Source organism: Paractinoplanes maris, from assembly GCF_023544465.1.
GTDB lineage: Bacteria > Actinomycetota > Actinomycetes > Mycobacteriales > Micromonosporaceae > Actinoplanes > Actinoplanes maris.
Window position 1 is genome coordinate 112,015 of sequence record NZ_JALPVL010000019.1, and the last position, 15,692, is coordinate 127,706.

The 15,692-nt window shown below is 72.6% G+C and carries 12 protein-coding genes; 6 read left to right on the forward strand and 6 right to left on the reverse strand.

Annotation, left to right across the window (positions count from 1 at the left end; genetic code table 11):
* Nucleotides 1-20: 20 nt before the first annotated feature.
* Nucleotides 21-1,058: a uroporphyrinogen decarboxylase gene (hemE, locus tag NAG42_RS42270; protein WP_438872526.1), complete on the reverse strand. Its 1,038-nt coding sequence runs from the start codon at nucleotides 1,056-1,058 to the stop codon at nucleotides 21-23.
* A gap of 73 nt (nucleotides 1,059-1,131) precedes the next feature.
* On the opposite strand from hemE, the gene NAG42_RS42275 reads away from it, so the two are divergent.
* Nucleotides 1,132-1,698, forward strand: coding sequence for a DUF3000 domain-containing protein (locus NAG42_RS42275; protein ID WP_250038169.1), 567 nt, complete (start codon nucleotides 1,132-1,134; stop codon nucleotides 1,696-1,698).
* A 33-nt stretch (nucleotides 1,699-1,731) separates the two neighbouring features.
* Here NAG42_RS42275 and NAG42_RS42280 read toward each other — a convergent pair whose 3' ends face one another.
* Entirely contained in the window at nucleotides 1,732-2,619 is an 888-nt protein-coding gene (locus NAG42_RS42280; protein WP_250038170.1) for a S1C family serine protease, read from the reverse strand.
* 577 nt (nucleotides 2,620-3,196) lie between these two features.
* Here NAG42_RS42280 and NAG42_RS42285 point away from each other — a divergent pair.
* The 5 genes from NAG42_RS42285 to NAG42_RS42305 all read left to right on the forward strand — a co-directional run bounded on the left by NAG42_RS42285 (nucleotide 3,197) and on the right by NAG42_RS42305 (nucleotide 10,935).
* On the forward strand, nucleotides 3,197-4,531 hold the full coding sequence (locus NAG42_RS42285; RefSeq protein WP_250038171.1) for a ribonuclease D: 1,335 nt from the start codon (nucleotides 3,197-3,199) through the stop codon (nucleotides 4,529-4,531).
* Nucleotides 4,532-5,426: 895 nt separating this feature from the next.
* A complete protein-coding gene (locus NAG42_RS42290) occupies nucleotides 5,427-6,623 on the forward strand; it encodes a thiolase family protein (protein WP_250038172.1) in 1,197 nt (398 codons plus the stop codon).
* Nucleotides 6,620-8,674 carry a 3-hydroxyacyl-CoA dehydrogenase NAD-binding domain-containing protein gene (locus NAG42_RS42295; protein ID WP_250038173.1) on the forward strand — a complete coding sequence of 685 codons (2,055 nt, stop codon included), beginning with the start codon at nucleotides 6,620-6,622 and terminating at the stop codon, nucleotides 8,672-8,674. Before NAG42_RS42290 ends, NAG42_RS42295 begins: the two co-directional genes overlap by 4 nt.
* 152 nt (nucleotides 8,675-8,826) lie before the next feature.
* A complete protein-coding gene (locus NAG42_RS42300) occupies nucleotides 8,827-9,834 on the forward strand; it encodes a flagellar basal body-associated FliL family protein (protein WP_250038174.1) in 1,008 nt (335 codons plus the stop codon).
* A gap of 156 nt (nucleotides 9,835-9,990) precedes the next feature.
* Complete coding sequence (locus NAG42_RS42305) at nucleotides 9,991-10,935, forward strand: DUF2637 domain-containing protein (RefSeq protein WP_250038175.1); 945 nt, start codon at nucleotides 9,991-9,993, stop codon at nucleotides 10,933-10,935.
* Nucleotides 10,936-11,031: 96 nt separating this feature from the next.
* On the opposite strand, the gene NAG42_RS42310 is transcribed toward NAG42_RS42305, so the two are convergent.
* The 4 genes from NAG42_RS42310 to NAG42_RS42325 all read right to left on the reverse strand — a co-directional run bounded on the left by NAG42_RS42310 (nucleotide 11,032) and on the right by NAG42_RS42325 (nucleotide 15,688).
* Nucleotides 11,032-12,264, reverse strand: a complete 1,233-nt coding sequence (locus NAG42_RS42310; protein ID WP_250038176.1) for a sensor histidine kinase — start codon at nucleotides 12,262-12,264, stop codon at nucleotides 11,032-11,034.
* A complete protein-coding gene (locus NAG42_RS42315) occupies nucleotides 12,261-12,935 on the reverse strand; it encodes a response regulator transcription factor (protein ID WP_133874990.1) in 675 nt (224 codons plus the stop codon). The genes NAG42_RS42310 and NAG42_RS42315 overlap by 4 nt, the downstream gene beginning before the upstream one ends.
* 79 nt (nucleotides 12,936-13,014) lie before the next feature.
* Entirely contained in the window at nucleotides 13,015-14,301 is a 1,287-nt protein-coding gene (locus NAG42_RS42320) for a PQQ-binding-like beta-propeller repeat protein (protein ID WP_250038177.1), read from the reverse strand.
* A 34-nt stretch (nucleotides 14,302-14,335) separates the two neighbouring features.
* Nucleotides 14,336-15,688, reverse strand: a complete 1,353-nt coding sequence (locus NAG42_RS42325) for an outer membrane protein assembly factor BamB family protein (RefSeq protein WP_250038202.1) — start codon at nucleotides 15,686-15,688, stop codon at nucleotides 14,336-14,338.
* Nucleotides 15,689-15,692 lie beyond the last annotated feature (4 nt).

Genomic DNA, 15,692 nt, shown 5'->3' on the forward strand with positions numbered 1-15,692 from the left:
TGAGTTGTGTCCGGCCGCTCTCAGCGCGCGGATGCCTCGTGGACGTGGGCGACCAGCCGGGTCAGCATGTCGGGGTCGGTCTCGGGCAGGACGCCGTGGCCCAGGTTGAAGACGTGACCGGGGGCGGCCTTGCCCTGCTCGAGGACGCGGTCGGCCTCGCGCCGCACCACGTCCCAGCCGGCGAACAGGATCGCCGGGTCGAGGTTGCCCTGCAGCGACCGGCCCGGACCGACGACCTGGGTGGCCTGGTCGAGCGGCGTGCGCCAGTCGACCCCGACCACATCGGCGCCGGCCTCGCCCATCACCCGCAGCAGATGGCCGGTGCCCACGCCGAAGTGGATGCGCGGCACGCCCGCGGCGGCCAGCCCCTGCAGGACGCGGGCCGAATGCGGCAGCACGTGCTCGCGGTAGTCGGCCTCGCTGAGCGCGCCGGCCCACGAGTCGAACAGCTGGACCGCGCTGACCCCGGCGTCGATCTGGGTGCGCAGGAAGGCCAGCGTGATGTCGGCCAGGCGGGAGAGCAGCGCCGACCAGAGCGCCGGAGCCCCGTACATCATGGCTTTGGTCTTGAGATAGGTGCGCGACGGGCCGCCCTCGATGAGATAGCTGGCCAGCGTGAACGGCGCGCCGGCGAACCCGATGAGCGGGGTCGGGCCGAGCTCGCCGACGAGCAGGCGCACCGCCTCGGCCACGAAGCCGACGTCGCCCGCGGTGATCGGCCGCAGCCGATCGAGATCGGACTCGGCGCGGATCGGCTGGGCGACCACCGGGCCGGTGCCGGCCACGATGTCGAGGTCGATGCCGGCCGCCGCGATCGGCACCACGATGTCGCTGAACAGGATCGCCGCGTCGACGTGGTGCCGGCGGACGGGCTGCAGGGTGATCTCGGTGACCAGGTCGGGCCGCCGGCAGGAGTCCAGCATGCCGATGCCTTCGCGGATCTTGCGGTACTCGGGCAACGACCGGCCCGCCTGCCGCATGAACCAGACCGGGGTGTGCGGCACGTCGAGGCCGCGGCAAGCCCGCACAAACGGCGAATCAGTCACAACAGAAGTCACTACGTCATCGTCCCACGACACGCTCGGCGCGCCGATCGGCTACGGACACCGCGCGGCGGCATAGTCTTCCCCCATGGCGTCCCCCTCCGCTGTTCCTCCGGCGTTCGCCCGCGCGGTCGACGCTCTGCGGGCCGCGGCGCCACGACCCGAGATCCTGCTCGAGGAGATCGCCGCCCCGCAGAAACTCGCGCCCTACGCGTTCGCGATCAGCGCGACCGTGCTGCGCTCGGGCGACGAGGTGGCCGGCGGCCGGCTGATCCTGCTCCACGACCCGGCCGGGCACGAGGCCTGGCAGGGCAATATCCGCCTGGTCACGCTGGTCACGGCCGAGCTCGAGGACGATCTGGCCGGCGACCCGATGCTGTCGGCGGTGGCCTGGACGTGGCTGACCGATGCCCTCGACCAGCACGCCGCGGCCTACACGGCGATCGGCGGCACGATCACCCAGACGACCTCCACCCGGTTCGGCGAGCTGGCCGGTCCGGCCCCGACCGCCGACCTCGAGGTACGCGCGTCCTGGACGCCGACCGGTGACGACCTCGCCGCCCACCTGCGCGGCTGGTGCGCGATGCTCGCCTCGACGGCCGGCCTCCCACCCCCCGGCGTGGCCGCCCTGGGCGACCGCCAGCGAGTGGGCTGACCGGCGCCGTCCCCGTCGCCGGGGCGGGCGCCGCTAGCAGACGTCGAGCGTGTCGCAGGCCGTCTTGATCGGGATGGCCAGGCCGATGCCCTCGGCGTCCTTGGCCTTGGCCGTGGCCACGCCCACCACCTGCTCGTTGGCGTTGACCACGGGGCCGCCCGAGTTGCCCGGATTGATCGGCGCGTCGAACTGGACCGTCGGGCCGTCCGTGTCGTCCGGCCGGTAGGCGCTGATCACGCCGGTCGTGACCGAGTCGTCCAGACCGAGCGGGGCCCCCACGACCACGACCTGCTGCCCCGGCTTGACCTGGGTGGTCGACGTGCCCAGCCCGGCGATCTTCTGGCCGGCCCGCAGCAGGGCCAGGTCCTTGCCCTTGTCGACCTTGACGATCGTCGCGTTGATCCGGGTGCGGCCGCGTTCGAGCGTGACCTTGCGGCCGCCGCCGGCCCAGATCTCGGCGACCACGTGGTAGTTCGTGATCAGGTTGGCCTGGTTGCCGGACGCCTTCTTGCCGACCGAGAATGCGGTGCCGGTGAAGCCGCCCGCCCGCACCCGGAAGACGCTGGGCAGCACGCCCGAGGAGACGGCCTCGGGGTCGAAGACCCCGGCCAGCTTCTTCTCGAGCTGGTCGGTGCGGGTCTGCTCGGCCGAGAGCACCGAGGCCAGGTCCTGGTTGTGGCGGCTCATTCCCTCGATCCGGTACGCCTGCCAGCCGGCCACCAGGAGCAGGAGTGTCACCACCCCGATGATCATCGGCTTGAGCCTGGTGCCGCCGGTCGCGGTGCGCTGCGGCGTCGGCTCGGGCCCGGTCTCGACCGCGGGGGTCAGACCGGTGTGCCACGCGGGCTGCTCACCGGTGTGCCGCTGCCCCGGGATCGGCGCGGCCGGCTCCCAGTGCTGGTCCCCGGTCCATTCCCGCACGCGTTGCGGCGCGGGCTCGGCCCGCTGGCCCCGCCCCGGCGACCCAGCCGGTTGACCCGGGCCCGGCGACTCAGCCCGTCGACCTTGACCCGGCGACTCAGCCCACTGACCCCGGTTCGACAGCTCAGCTCGCTGGTCCCGGCTGGGCGAATCGGCCCATTGACCCTGGCCAGGCGGCTCGGCCCACTGATCCTGGCTCGGCTCGGCCCACTGACCCTGGCTCGGCTCGGCCCACTGACCCTGGCTGGGCGACTCGACCCATTGATCCTGGCTCGGCGCCTCCGCCCATTGACCTTGGCGCGGCGGGTCGGCCCACGGGTCCGCCGCCGATTCACCCCAATTGCCCGGCTGAGGCTCGTCAGCGCGGCGCCGTCCGTCGTATCGGCGCTGCTCATCGGAGCCCGCGGGGGTGAACGGTTCGTAGGTCATGGTCATCCGGCGCGGCCTCCCGGGTCTCGGCTCTGCGGCCAGTAGTACGCAGAGAACGGCCGGTCGGATCAGTAGTTTGTCGATCGAGAAACGGCGCGCCGGGACCCGGCTGCAAGCAGCCGGGGAGGTGTCCCCGTACGGTATCGGAGTGACCGACGAAGCACCCCTGAGCCGTCGGGACACGCCGGAGCCCGAAAGGGACGGACGACCGCACGCCGACTCGCCCGACCCGACGGCTGGCGGTCCCGATCCCGTACCACTCACCGCGCCCCGCGACGGCACCCCACGCCCGGTGGAGTCCGCCGAGGAATTAGCCGAGGTCGTCGCCCGCATGGCCGCCGGTTCGGGGCCGGTCGCGATCGACGCCGAGCGCGCCTCCGGCTACCGCTACACGCAGCGGGCCTACCTGGTGCAGTTGCGCCGGACCGGCGCCGGGACAGCGCTGATCGACCCGCTCCCGCTGGACGACCTGCGCACCCTGGACGCGGCCCTGGCCGAGAGCGAATGGGTGCTGCACGCGGCCAGCCAGGACCTGGCGTGCCTGGCCGAGATCGGCTTGAAACCGCGCCGCCTGTTCGACACCGAGCTGGCCGCACGCCTGGCCGGCTTCGAGCGGGTCGGTCTGGCCGCGCTCACCGAGCAGCTGCTGGGCTACTCCCTCGAGAAGCACCACTCGGCCGCCGACTGGTCGACCCGCCCGCTGCCCGAGTCGTGGCTGACCTATGCCGCGCTCGACGTCGAGCTGCTCACCGACCTGCGTGACCACCTGGCGGCCGAGCTCGAGCGCCAGGGCAAGACGGCCTGGGCCGCCGAGGAGTTCGCCGCGCTGGTCGCGAGCGCCGACCGCCCGCCGCGGGTGCGCCCCGATCCCTGGCGGCGGACGTCCGGAATACACCGCGTACGGGGTTCGCGAGCGCAGTCCCGCGTCCGCGCCCTGTGGTATGCCCGCGACGGCGTGGCCGCCCGCCGCGACTCCGCCCCGGGCCGGGTGCTCCCCGACTCGGCGATCGTCGCCGCGGCCGAGGCCGACCCCAAGGACGAGCGCAGCCTGCTGGCCATCGCCGGGTTCGGCGGCCGTTCCGTTCGCCGGCTGGCCCGCGTCTGGCTGGACGCCCTGGACGAGGCCCGGGCCCTGCCCGACGACGCCCTGCCGGTGAACCAGCCGGTCGAGGGCCCGCCCCCACCACACCGCTGGGCCGAGCGCGACCCGGTGGCAGCCGCCCGCCTGACCCGCTGCCGCTCCGTGGTCGTCACCACCGCCGAGGCCAACAACCTGCCCCCGGAAAACCTGATCAGCCCCGATTTCGTCCGCCGCCTGGCCTGGTCCCCACCCGACGAGGTGACCCCCCAGACAGTCGGCGACACCCTGCGCGGCTTCGGCGCCCGCAACTGGCAGATCACCCTGCTGGCCGACCAACTGGCCGACGCGCTGCCCACCCCACCGGCCCCCGGCCTGGCTCCCCCCACCACCAACCCAGCCTGAGCCACCGCGGGCCGGGGGTTTCCCTCGGCCCGCCCCGCCGGCGTCACCACGGTGGTCGCGATCGACGCCGGGCCGGCGGCGAGCGCGTCGACCTGCTCAGCGAGGACGCCGTACCCGACTTCTACCGCGCGTTCCCCCACGTCGAGAGGCCCGGTTTCCGCCTCTATCCGTTCCACGAGCCAACGCCGGCCGGCATTGAGCAGGCGACCGCTCCGAATTGCCCGCAGGCGGCACCTCGTCCCGGCCGTCCCACGCGCGGCCAGGACGGAACCCTGCGGGGCGGCACCTCGTCCCGGCCGTCCCACGCGCGGCCGAGACGGAACCCTGCGGGGCGGCACCTCGTCCCGGCCGTCCCACGCGCGGCCGAGACGGAACCCTGCGGGGCGGCACCTCGTCCCGGCCGTCCCACGCGCGGCCGGGACGAAGCGCCGCTCAGCCCATCGAGCCGGCCCCCCAGTGGGCTCGTCCGCGACCGTCGTCGTTGCCGCAGCGCTCGCACTGCGAATAGCGACTGCCCTCGGCATTGAAGCGCCGCACCCATTTGTGCCACCCGATGCGGCACCTGAACGGCTTGCCCATAGCGTGAAGCTACGCTTACCCAGAGATCATCAGTCTCCTCCGAACGGGCGCCACCATATGCACCTCGACCAGCCCAAACGTGGTTTTTCGGGGTTGGGCGCGACCACTCACGCACGTCGCCGTGGTGGGGCGAGCGCTCTGGACGCGCCAGCGGCCAGCTCGCCCCGCCGCGGCCCTCGACGGGAGTGACGGTCCGCACCCCCACCCCGCTACGACCAGATCTTGATCTTGATCTGCTTGTGAAGTTTCACCAACCCGGTGGCACCCCTTAGTTACCGACGAGTAGCATTCACCCACCACCGCGCTAGGAGGTCCCGTGCCCCGTGAAGTACGTGAGGTCGTCTTTGTTGACGGCGTCCGCACCCCGTTCGGCAAGGCGGGCGGCATGTATGCCGAGACCCGCGCCGACGACCTGGTCATCCGCTGCATCCGCGAGCTGATGCGCCGCAACCCCCAGCTCCCGCCGGACCGGGTCGACGAGGTCGCGATCGCGGCCACCACCCAGATCGGCGACCAGGGCCTGACCATCGGGCGCACCGCCGCCCTGCTGTCCGGCCTGCCGAAGACCGTCCCCGGTTACGCGATCGACCGCATGTGCGCGGGCGCCATGACCGCGGTGACGAACGTGGCCGGCGGCATCGCGATGGGCGCCTACGACGTGGCGATCGCCGGCGGCGTCGAGCACATGGGCCGGCACCCGATGGGTGAGGGCGTCGACCCCAACCCGCGCATCATCGCCGAGAAGCTCGTCGACCCGTCGGCGCTGGTCATGGGTTCGACGGCGGAGAACCTGCACGACCGCCTGCCGCAGATCACCAAGGAGCGGGCCGACCGCTACGGGCTCAACTCGCAGCTCAAGACGGCCAAGGCCTACGCCGACGGCAAGCTTCAGCCCGACCTGGTGCCGGTGGCGCTGCGCAGCGCCGAGCAGGGCTGGGGCCTCGCGACGGCCGATGAGGCGCCGCGCGAGACCTCGATGGAGAAGCTGGCCACCCTCAAGACCCCGTTCCGCCCGCACGGCCGGGTCACCGCGGGCAACGCCGCCGGTCTCAACGACGGCGCCACCGCCGCGCTGCTGGCCAGTGAGGACACCGCCCGCGAGCTGGGTCTGCCGGTCGCGATGCGGATGGTCTCGTACGGTTTTGTCGGCGTCGAGCCCGAGATCATGGGCTACGGCCCGATCCCGTCGACCGAGAAGGCCCTCAAGAAGGCCGGCCTGACCATCGGCGACATCGGCCTGTTCGAGCTGAACGAGGCGTTCGCGATCCAGGTGCTGGCGTTCCTCGACCACTACGGCATCGCCGACGACGACCCGCGGGTCAACCCGTGGGGCGGCGCGATCGCGATCGGTCACCCGCTCGCCTCGTCCGGCGTCCGCCTGATGACGCAGCTGGCCCGGCACTTCGCCGAGCACCCCGAGGTGCGCTACGGCCTCACCGCCATGTGCATCGGCATCGGCATGGGCGGCACCGTGATCTGGGAGAACCCGAACTGGGACGGAGAGGCGAAGTGATCGAGCACCCGAACGAGGTCGTCACGAAGGCACTCGTCCGCTTTGTCCAGGTCGGCGCCAAGAAGGCGGCGATCATCACGCTGGACAACGGCTTCGACCACAAGAAGCCGAACAGCTTCGGACCGGGCGGCCTGAAGTCCCTGGACGAGGCGATCACCGCGGCCACCGAGGGCGACCCCGCGTTCATCGCGATCACCGGCAAGCCGTACATCTTCTGTGTCGGCGCGGACATCACCGGCATCCCGTTCCTGACCTCACGCGAGCAGGCGATCGAGCTCGGCGAGCTGGGCCACCGGGTGTTCGCGCGGTTGAAGAACTCGGCGATTCCGACTTTCGCCTTCGTCAACGGGGCCGCGCTCGGTGGCGGCCTCGAGGTGGCTCTGCACTGCCACTACCGCACGGTGTCGGGCGGCGCGGCGGCCCTCGGTCTGCCCGAGGTCGCGATCGGCCTGGTGCCCGGCTGGGGCGGCAGTCAGCTGCTGCCCAACCTGATCGGCGTCCCCGGCGCGGCCCAGGTCATCCTGCAGAACCCGCTCACCCAGAAGGTGCTGCGCCCTAAGCAGGCGGTCGAGCTGGGCGTGGCCGACCAGTTGTTCGAGCCGGCCGACTTCCTGGAGCGCTCGCTGGAGTGGGCGGCCGCGGTCGTCGACGGTGAGCTGACCGTGCAGCGCCCCGAGGTCGACAAGGACATGTGGGAGGGCGTGCTCTTCTTCGCCAAGCAGCAGCTCGACGAGAAGCTGCACGGCGCCGTCCCGTCGGCCAACAAGGCGCTCGAACTGCTCGCGCTGGCCAAGGACGCGTCCTTCGAGGACGGCACCGCGGCCGAGACCGAGGCCCTGGCCGACCTGATCATGGGCGACGAGTCCCGGGCCAGCCTGTACGCGTTCGACCTGGTGCAGCGGCGGGCCAAGCGCCCGGTCGGCGTGCCCGACAAGTCGCTCGCCCGCAAGGTCACCAAGGTCGGCATCGTCGGCGCCGGCCTGATGGCCTCGCAGCTCGCCCTGCTGTTCGCGCGCCGCCTGCAGGTGCCGGTCGTGCTGACCGACATCGACCAGGCCCGCGTCGACAAGGGCGTGGCCTACGTCACCGACCAGATCGACAAGCTGGTCGGCAAGCGCCGGCTCGACGAGGGCACCGCGGCCAAGCTGCGCGGCCTGGTCAGCGGCTCGGTCGACAAGTCGGTCTTCGCCGACGCCGACTTCGTGATCGAGGCGGTCTTCGAGAACCTCGACCTCAAGAAGCAGATCTGGGCCGAGCTGGAGAAGATCGTCACGCCCGAGGCGATCCTGGCCACGAACACCAGCTCGCTGTCGGTCACCGCGATGGCGGCCGACCTCGAGCACCCGGAGCGGGTCGTCGGCTTCCACTTCTTCAACCCGGTCGCCGTCCTGCCGCTCCTCGAGATCATCAAGGGTGAGCGGACCGACGACGCGACACTGGCCACCGCGTTCGCCGTCGGCAAGGAGCTGAAGAAGTCGTCGGTGCTGGTCAAGGACGCCCCGGCGTTCGTGGTCAACCGCCTGCTGACCCGGGTCACCAGCGAGATCTTCCAGGCCATCGACGCCGGCACCCCGCTCGACGTGGTGAACGAGGCGATGGACCCGCTGGGCCTGCCGATGCGCCCGATCGCGCTGCTCCAGCTGGTCGGCCCGGCCGTCGCCTACCACGTGGGCGAGACGCTGCACCGGGCGTTCCCGGACCGGTTCGCCGAGTCGGCCAACCTCAAGAAGATCGTCGACGCCGGCCTGCCGGTGATGGTCGACGACGAGATCAACCCCGAGGTGGCCGAGCTGGTGGCGGGCGGTTCCGCGCCGTTGTCGGCCGATCAGGTACGAGCCCAGGCGCTCGACGCCCTGGCCGAGGAGATCCGGATCATGCTCGACGAGGGCGTGGTGGCCGAGGCGCAGGACATCGACCTGTGCATGATCCTGGGCGCCGGCTACCCGTTCCACCTGGGTGGCGTGACCCCGTACCTCGACCGCAGCGGCACCTCCGAGCGGGTGACCGGCAAGCGGTTCCTCCCCGCGGGGCTGGCCGGCCTCCCCGCGTAGCCGAAAAGTCCGACGATCGACGCCCCGTGCCCAGATGCACGGGGCGTCGATCGTTTTGCCCATCCGGCCCGGCCCACCACCCAGAACGGGGGAAGTAGTCGATTGCTCACTACCGATAAGCTCGCGCCCGTACCCGATTCCTGGAGCTCTTGATGTCGCAGCCCCCGTATCCCGGCCAGCCGTACAACGGTGAGCCCTCTTCCGGCCAGCCGAACCAGGGGGGTCAGCCGCCGTATCAGGGCCAGCCGCCTTACCAGCCCTACCCGGGTCAGTCGCCGCAGGAGCCGCCGCCGTACCCGCCGACCACGGCCTACCCGTCGTCCGGTCAGCCCGACTACGGCCAGCCCACGCCGCCGCAGTACGGTCAGCCCCAGTACGGTCAGTCCCAGCCGGGCCAGCCGCCGTACGGTCAGGGTGACTACAACCAGCCGCCGCAGTACGGTGCTCAGCCCGGCTTCGGCCAGCAGCCCGGCGGCTACGGCACACCGCAGCCGCCGAAGAAGAAGTCCAAGGTCCTGCCGATCGTGCTGATCTCGACCGCGATCGTCCTGGTGCTCTGCATCGGCGGCGTCGTCGCGCTCTACATGATCGGTAAGAACGCGGCCGACGACGTCACCGACGCGGTCGACAACCTGCCGACCTCCACCGCCGGCCCGGCCCGGACCGACGAGCCGACCACGGCGCCGACCACCCGCGCCGCGGCCACCGTCACCATCGCCGAGCCGAAAACGCTGGGCGGCCGCGACAAGCTGACGTCGGCCCAGTTCAAGGCCATCGCCGACCAGCTCAAGAGTGGTCTCGAGACGGTGCCCGGCGCGACCAGCACGGTCGGTGCGCTCTACGGGGAGGTCGCCGACCAGGACATCGTGATCCTGGCCGCGGCCGAGGCCCCCATCAAGAACCCGAAGGCCGAGCTCGAGCAGACCTTCTACGGCGCCGGCATCGGTGGCCTGAAGATCGACAACATCACCACGGCCCCCACCGGCGCGCTCGGCGGCGCGGCCAAGTGCGGCAGCTCCGAGACGTCCGGCATCGACATGGCCATCTGCACCTGGGCCGACGAGGGCAGCGTCGGCATGTTCATCTGGTACTTCAAGTCGGTGGCCAAGGCCAAGGCCGAGTTCCCCAAGCTCCGGGCCCAGGTCGAAAAGAAGAGCTGACCGGGTCAAGCCGACACGCCGCCCGACACGATCACATAGTCGCATCGCCTCCGGAACGGACCGGTCACGGTTCCCGTCCCGGAGGCGATTGCGTCATGTCCAGCCGTCAGGATGGGCCCGACCCGGACAGGGTCAGGCTGACTGAGGAGGGGTCCGGTGGTCCTGGAGCAATTGCGTCGCGTCCGCTGGGCCGTGCGGGCGACCCTGCTGCTGGGAGTGGCCGCCTCGGTGGTCGCGAACGTCCTGCACGCACTGGACAACCCGATCAGCCAGGCCATCGCCGCCTGGCCGCCGCTGGCCCTGCTGCTCACCGTCGAGCTGATCTCGCGGGTGCCGGTGCACCGGCGCTACCTGGCCGCGTTGCGCCTGATCTCGACGGCCATCATCGCCGGCATCGCGGCCTGGGTGTCCTACTGGCACATGGTCGGCGTCGCGGCCCGGTACGGGGAGACCGGCGCGTCGCCCTACCTGCTGCCGCTCTCGGTCGACGGCCTCATCGTGGTGGCCAGCATCTGCCTGGTCGAACTGGGCGGCCGCATCTCGACCCTGGAACACGCCGCCGCGCAACCAGCGCCGTCTTTCGCCGAGACGGTGCCGGCACCTCAGCCCATCGCCGGGTTGATCCCGAGCCCGCTCAGTGCGGCTCACGCCCGCGTCAACGGTCCCGGGCCGGCGCCGCGCGCGTCGGGTCCGCTCGGCCCCACCACGGCGGCCGCGCTGGCCGAAGTCGCGGCCGCGCTCCCGCGCCCGGCCCAGCCCGCCCCGGCCCCGAGCCCGGCCCACCCTCGCGCCACGGTCGGCGCGGGCGGCCCGGCCACGGGCCGCGCCGTTCCCGCGCAGCGATCGAGCGCCTCCCCCAGCGGCCGAGCGGTGACAGCGCCCACGACCGGTCGCGTCACTGCGAGATCCCGTACGCAAGCGGCGAAGCCCCGTCCGGAAGAGGAAGCCACCACCGCGAGGCCGCGCCGGACCCCGGCCGAGACGGTGGCCCTGGCCGCCCGGATCAAGGCCGCCCGGCCCGAGCTGTCCGAGGCCGAGCTCGCGGCCGAGCTGGGCATCAGCCCGTCACGCTGGCGTACCGTCCGCCGGGAAGCGGCCTGAGCCCAGCCCTGCCGATCACGGGGAGCGGGCGAGGTCCAGGCCGTAAAGGGGCGGGGCGAGGTCCAGGCCGCAAGGGGGCGGGGCGAGGTCCAGGCCTCAAGCCACCCCGAGCCCCTTGGCCCGCGGCACCGAGGCCGAGGCCGCCACCACCGGCGTCGCGTCGGCTGTCGGCAGCGACACCGTCACTTCCAGCCCGCCCCCGTCCTGGGCGACCGCCGACACCGTGCCGCCATGCGCATCGCAGACGGCCCGCACGATCGACAGCCCCAACCCTGACCCCCGCGACCCCGTACGCTCCCATCCCCCACGCCGGAACGGCTCGAACAACCCCGGCACGTCCCCCGGCTCGACCTCGTATCCGGTGTTCCCCACCACCAGCCGGGCCTGCCCGTTGACCGTCTCGGTCCGCAGCCACAACCGCCCCAGCAGGTGGTTGTAGCGAATGGCGTTCTCGATCAGGTTCCCGGCCAGCCGGTCGAGCAGCGACGGATCGCCCACCACCGGCGCGTCGCGCAGGTCGGTCGTCACGTCGAGCTTGAGCCGCTCGGCCTCGGCCTTCACCGCCGACAACGCGGTCGTCGCGCTCATCGACAGGTCGGCCGGCACCTTGCGCACCAGCCGGCGGCCCGACTGGGCCTCCGACCGGGCCAGCACCAGCAGCGCGTCCACCAGCCCGTTGGCCCGCTCCGAGGCGTTGCGCACGACCTTGGCCATCCGGCGGTACTCGGCCACGTCGGCCTCGTCGTCGCTCAGCGTCACGTCGATCTCGGTGCGCATCACGGCCAGCGGCGTGCGCAGCTCGTGCGAGGCGTTGGCCACGAACCGCTTCTGCGACTCGAACGCGCCGGCCAGCCGGTCGAGCATCGCGTCGAACGTGCGCGCCAGCTCGGCCACCTCGTCGTCCGCCCCGGAGTAGCGGATGCGCTGGTCGAGCGTCTCCTCGCCGAGCCGCCGCGCGGTCTGCGTCACCGTGTGCAGCGGCCGCAGCGCCCGCCCGGCCACCGCGTAGGCCCCGGCGATGCCGATGATGCCGATCAGCACGAGCGCCACCAGCCCTTTGACCAGCACCTCGCGTGATCCCTGCTCGACCAGCGTCTTCTGCCACTGCACGGCGTCGGCCGCCCTGCCGTCGGCCAGGGTGACCTGGGAACCGGGCGCCAGCCCGACGCCGGGGTGCATCACGTCACCCACCAGCAGCCAGGCCAGCAGCACCAGGATCGCGCCCGCACCGACCAGCAGGATGCCGTTGAGCAGGGTCAGGCGCAGCCGCAGCGTGGGCCGCAGGGTGAAGCCGGGGCCGCGTTTGGCCCGGCCGAGATAGACCGTCATGAGAGGACGACCGGTTCGGGCACCCGATAGCCCGCCCCCACCACGGTCTCGATCAGCGGCGGATCGCCGACTTTCTTGCGCAGGGTCATCACGGTCACCCGGACGGTCGTGGTGAAGGGATCGGTGTTGGCGTCCCACACCCGTTCCAGCAGCTCCTCGCTCGACACCACGCCGCCGCGCGCCTTGAGCAGCTCCTCCAGGACCCCGAACTCCTTGTTGGTCAGCTCGATCGGGGTGCCGCCGCGGGTGACCACCCGGCGGGTCTGGTCGAGCACCAGGTTGCCCACGGTGAGCACGGGCGGTGCGGCCGGGGTGGCTCGCCGGCCCAGCGCCTGCACCCGGGCCACCAGCTCCTCGAAGGCGAACGGCTTGGCCAGGTAGTCGTCGGCGCCCAGTTGCAGCCCCTCGACGCGGTCGGCGACCGTGCCGCTCGCGGTCAGCATGAGCACCCGGGTCAGCGCGCCCGACTCGACCAGGGCGGCGCAGATCTCGTCGCCGTGCATGCCGGGCAGGTCGCGGTCCAGCACCACCACGTCGTACCTGGTCACATAGGCCATCTCGTGGCCCTGCAACCCGTCGTACGCGACGTCGACCGCCATCCCCTTGCGCCGCAGCCCCCGTGCGATCGCGTCACAGAGGTTCCGCTCGTCCTCCACCACCAGCACCCGCACCGCAGTCCTCCGTCGACCTAGCCCGCCACAGCCTCGCCGACCCGCGGTGAACCGGACGTGAAGAGGCCATGAGTGAAGGCTACCGAAGTGGCCACAGGGCGACGTTCGCGTCGACCAGGCGGCAGATGAGCCGGTCCGAGGCGACCTGGCAGCTGTTCGACACGTCGTCGGCCGAGCCGAGCAGGCGGACCGCGAGCGTGGCCGGGTCGAGGATCCCGTAGTGCACGAGGTAGGCCCCGCGGACGTCGAGTTTGGCGTAGAAGCGCCCGTCCCCGGTCGGCGCCAGGAACTCCCACCGGCCGAAGTTCCCCCGGGCCGCGCCGGTCTGCAGGTCGACCACCCACAGGGCGGGCTCGTCCGCTCCCCGCTCGGCCCGGGTGGCCAGCAGATGGTCGCCAATTCCTTCGGCGTACGCGTAAAGGTCCGACCGCCAGAGCTCGCGCCCGGTTGCGGGGTCGAGGGCGGTCATCCCCCGCTGGTGCCGGAAGGTGCAGATGAGCCGCCCGCAGCCGGCCTGCATCCAGCTCGTCGACAGGTCGGCCCGGGTGTGCCAGCGGAAGGTGAGATCCGGCAACCGGTACGCCGCGAACCCGGCCCGCCCCTCGTCGGCCATCACCAGGTCGTCGACCGGCCAGATCAGCCCGTTGGCCCGGGCCGGCCGCGTCGGCAGCGCCCGGCTCGCGATCAGCGCGCCGGTGTACGGGTCCCGGCTCTCCAGCCGCCCCGAGTCGGTCAGCAGCACCAGCCAGCGCGGGAAGTCCCCGGCCCAGCCGGTCTCGGCGATGTAGCCGTCCGACGGCCGGCGCAATGTCCAGCGGGTGGCCCCGGTCCGCAGGTCGACGCCGTGCACCCAGTCGTCGGTGCCGAGCAGCACCAGATCCCGGGCCGGCGAGACCGCGATCAGGCGGGCCGTCTGCCGCCACCGGGTGTGGTCGGTGCCCTCGGCCACCGCCACGGTGGCCCAGATGCCGCTGGCGTCGACCTGATAGGACACGACCATCGTGTCACCGGCCAGGATCACCTGGTTGACGGCGCCCGAGACGGTGACCGTGGTCCGGTCGAGCAGCCGGGCGCCCGGCAGGGCGTAGGTGCTGACGATCCGCCGGCTCACCTGGGCGACGAGTGTGGCCGACCCGCTGACCAGCAGCATCCGGTCGGCGCCGAGAAACATGGTGTCGCCCAGCCGGGCCGGCACGATGGCCGGCGGCCGCATAACCGGGAACGGCGCGCCCGCGGCCAGCTGGGCGAGCAGGATGAGGGACAGCAGCGCGAGCAGGGCCCGGCGCGGGACCGGCTGGTCGGCCTCGGCGGCGGCCGGCGGTGCCTCGCGGGGCAGCTCGCCGAGTTCGATCACGTGGTCCGGCACGGGCGCACCCCCCACTCATTGTGCGCCGGGCCGGTCAGGCCTGATAGGCCCAGATTCGCAGTCCGCCGTCGGTGCGGCACACCACGTGGCTCTCGTCGGAGGTGCAGTCGCTGACCGGTCCGCCGGTCAGCCCCAGCGGCTGGATCGCGGCCCGGCGCGACAGCACCACGCCGAACGCGCTGGCCCCCTGATCGAGGCTGCGCCGCAGCACGATCGGCCGGCCGGGTTCACCGATCACCTCGGCCCGCCAGCCGGCCAGGTCGACCTGGGTCTGCCCGGTGCCCGGGTCGACCAGGCGCATCGGCAGGCCCGACTCGACGTCCACCTCGAGCACGTAGCCGCCGTACTTCCACAGGTCGACGTCGGCCGGGGCCCGCCAGCGGGCCTCTCCCGTGCGGGGGTCGAGCACGTCGAGCGCCCGCCGGTCGCCCGAGCAGATCAGGCCGCCGCAGCCGGCCGGTTCGAGCACGATCTTGGGCACCGGCCGCGACCAGCTCCGCTCGAGGGTCTCGACGGAGTAGTTGGCCTCCGCGGTGGCGATCCCGTCGACACCGTAGGAGACGGTCAGGAGGTCGTCGACGAGGACGCTGCTCATGGGTGGAGCGCCGTCGACGGGCGGCAGGGGCACGCTCGCCTCGACCTTGCCGGTGTCGCCGTCGATGCGCCGCAGCCGGTCGGACGAGAGCAGCAGCACGGCCGGTTCGTCGCCCGGGACCACGTCGACGTTGACCGAGCCGGCGGCGCTCACGGTCCAGAGCGTGCGGCCGGTGGCCAGGTCGACCCCGCGGACGTCGGTGCGCAGGGGCGGTTCGGTGTGCGGCTCGCCGGTGGCCGAGAAATAGAGCATGCCCGGCTCGCCGGACGCCTGGTCGTAGACGGTGTCGTCGCGGAACTGATGCCCCTGCACCACCCCGACGCGGCCGCCGGGCAGCGGTGCGATCGACGTCGGCGAGGTCCACCGGGTGGCCCCGGTCCGGGCGTCGACGACGGTGGTCCGGGTGCCGTCGCCCAGCAGCACGGCGTCGCCGGCCGGCCGGGCCTCGAGCCCGGTCATCCCGAGATCGCTCTCGGGCCGGGCCGGGAGGCGCTTGCGCCACAGCTCGCGGGGCGGCTCGGCCAGGCTCCAGGCGGTGGTGACCCGCTCGGTCTCGGACACCGCGGCGAACGTGTAGACCTGACCGCCGGCCAGCTGGAACGGCGCCTCGGGGCCGCCGGGGGCGGGCACGGCGCCGAGGTAGCGCCAGAGCACGGGCAGGACGGGCGCCGCGCCGCCGGCCGCGAGCAGCAGGACGGCGACCAGCAGCAGACCGGGCAGGCGGTATCGGTGGGCGGGCGGCGCAGTGGTGAGCGTGGGGTCGGGCTGGGCGGTCAGGTCCAGCTCGATCACCGCC

Bases quoted from the DNA above. Each gene is read 5' to 3' on its own strand.
- NAG42_RS42275 (WP_250038169.1), top strand. From the start codon at position 1,132: ATGGCGTCCCCCTCCGCTGTTCCTCCGGCGTTCGCCCGCGCGGTCGAC.
- NAG42_RS42300 (WP_250038174.1), top strand. From the start codon at position 8,827: ATGTCGCAGCCCCCGTATCCCGGCCAGCCGTACAACGGTGAGCCCTCT.
- NAG42_RS42310 (WP_250038176.1), bottom strand. From the start codon at position 12,264: ATGACGGTCTATCTCGGCCGGGCCAAACGCGGCCCCGGCTTCACCCTG.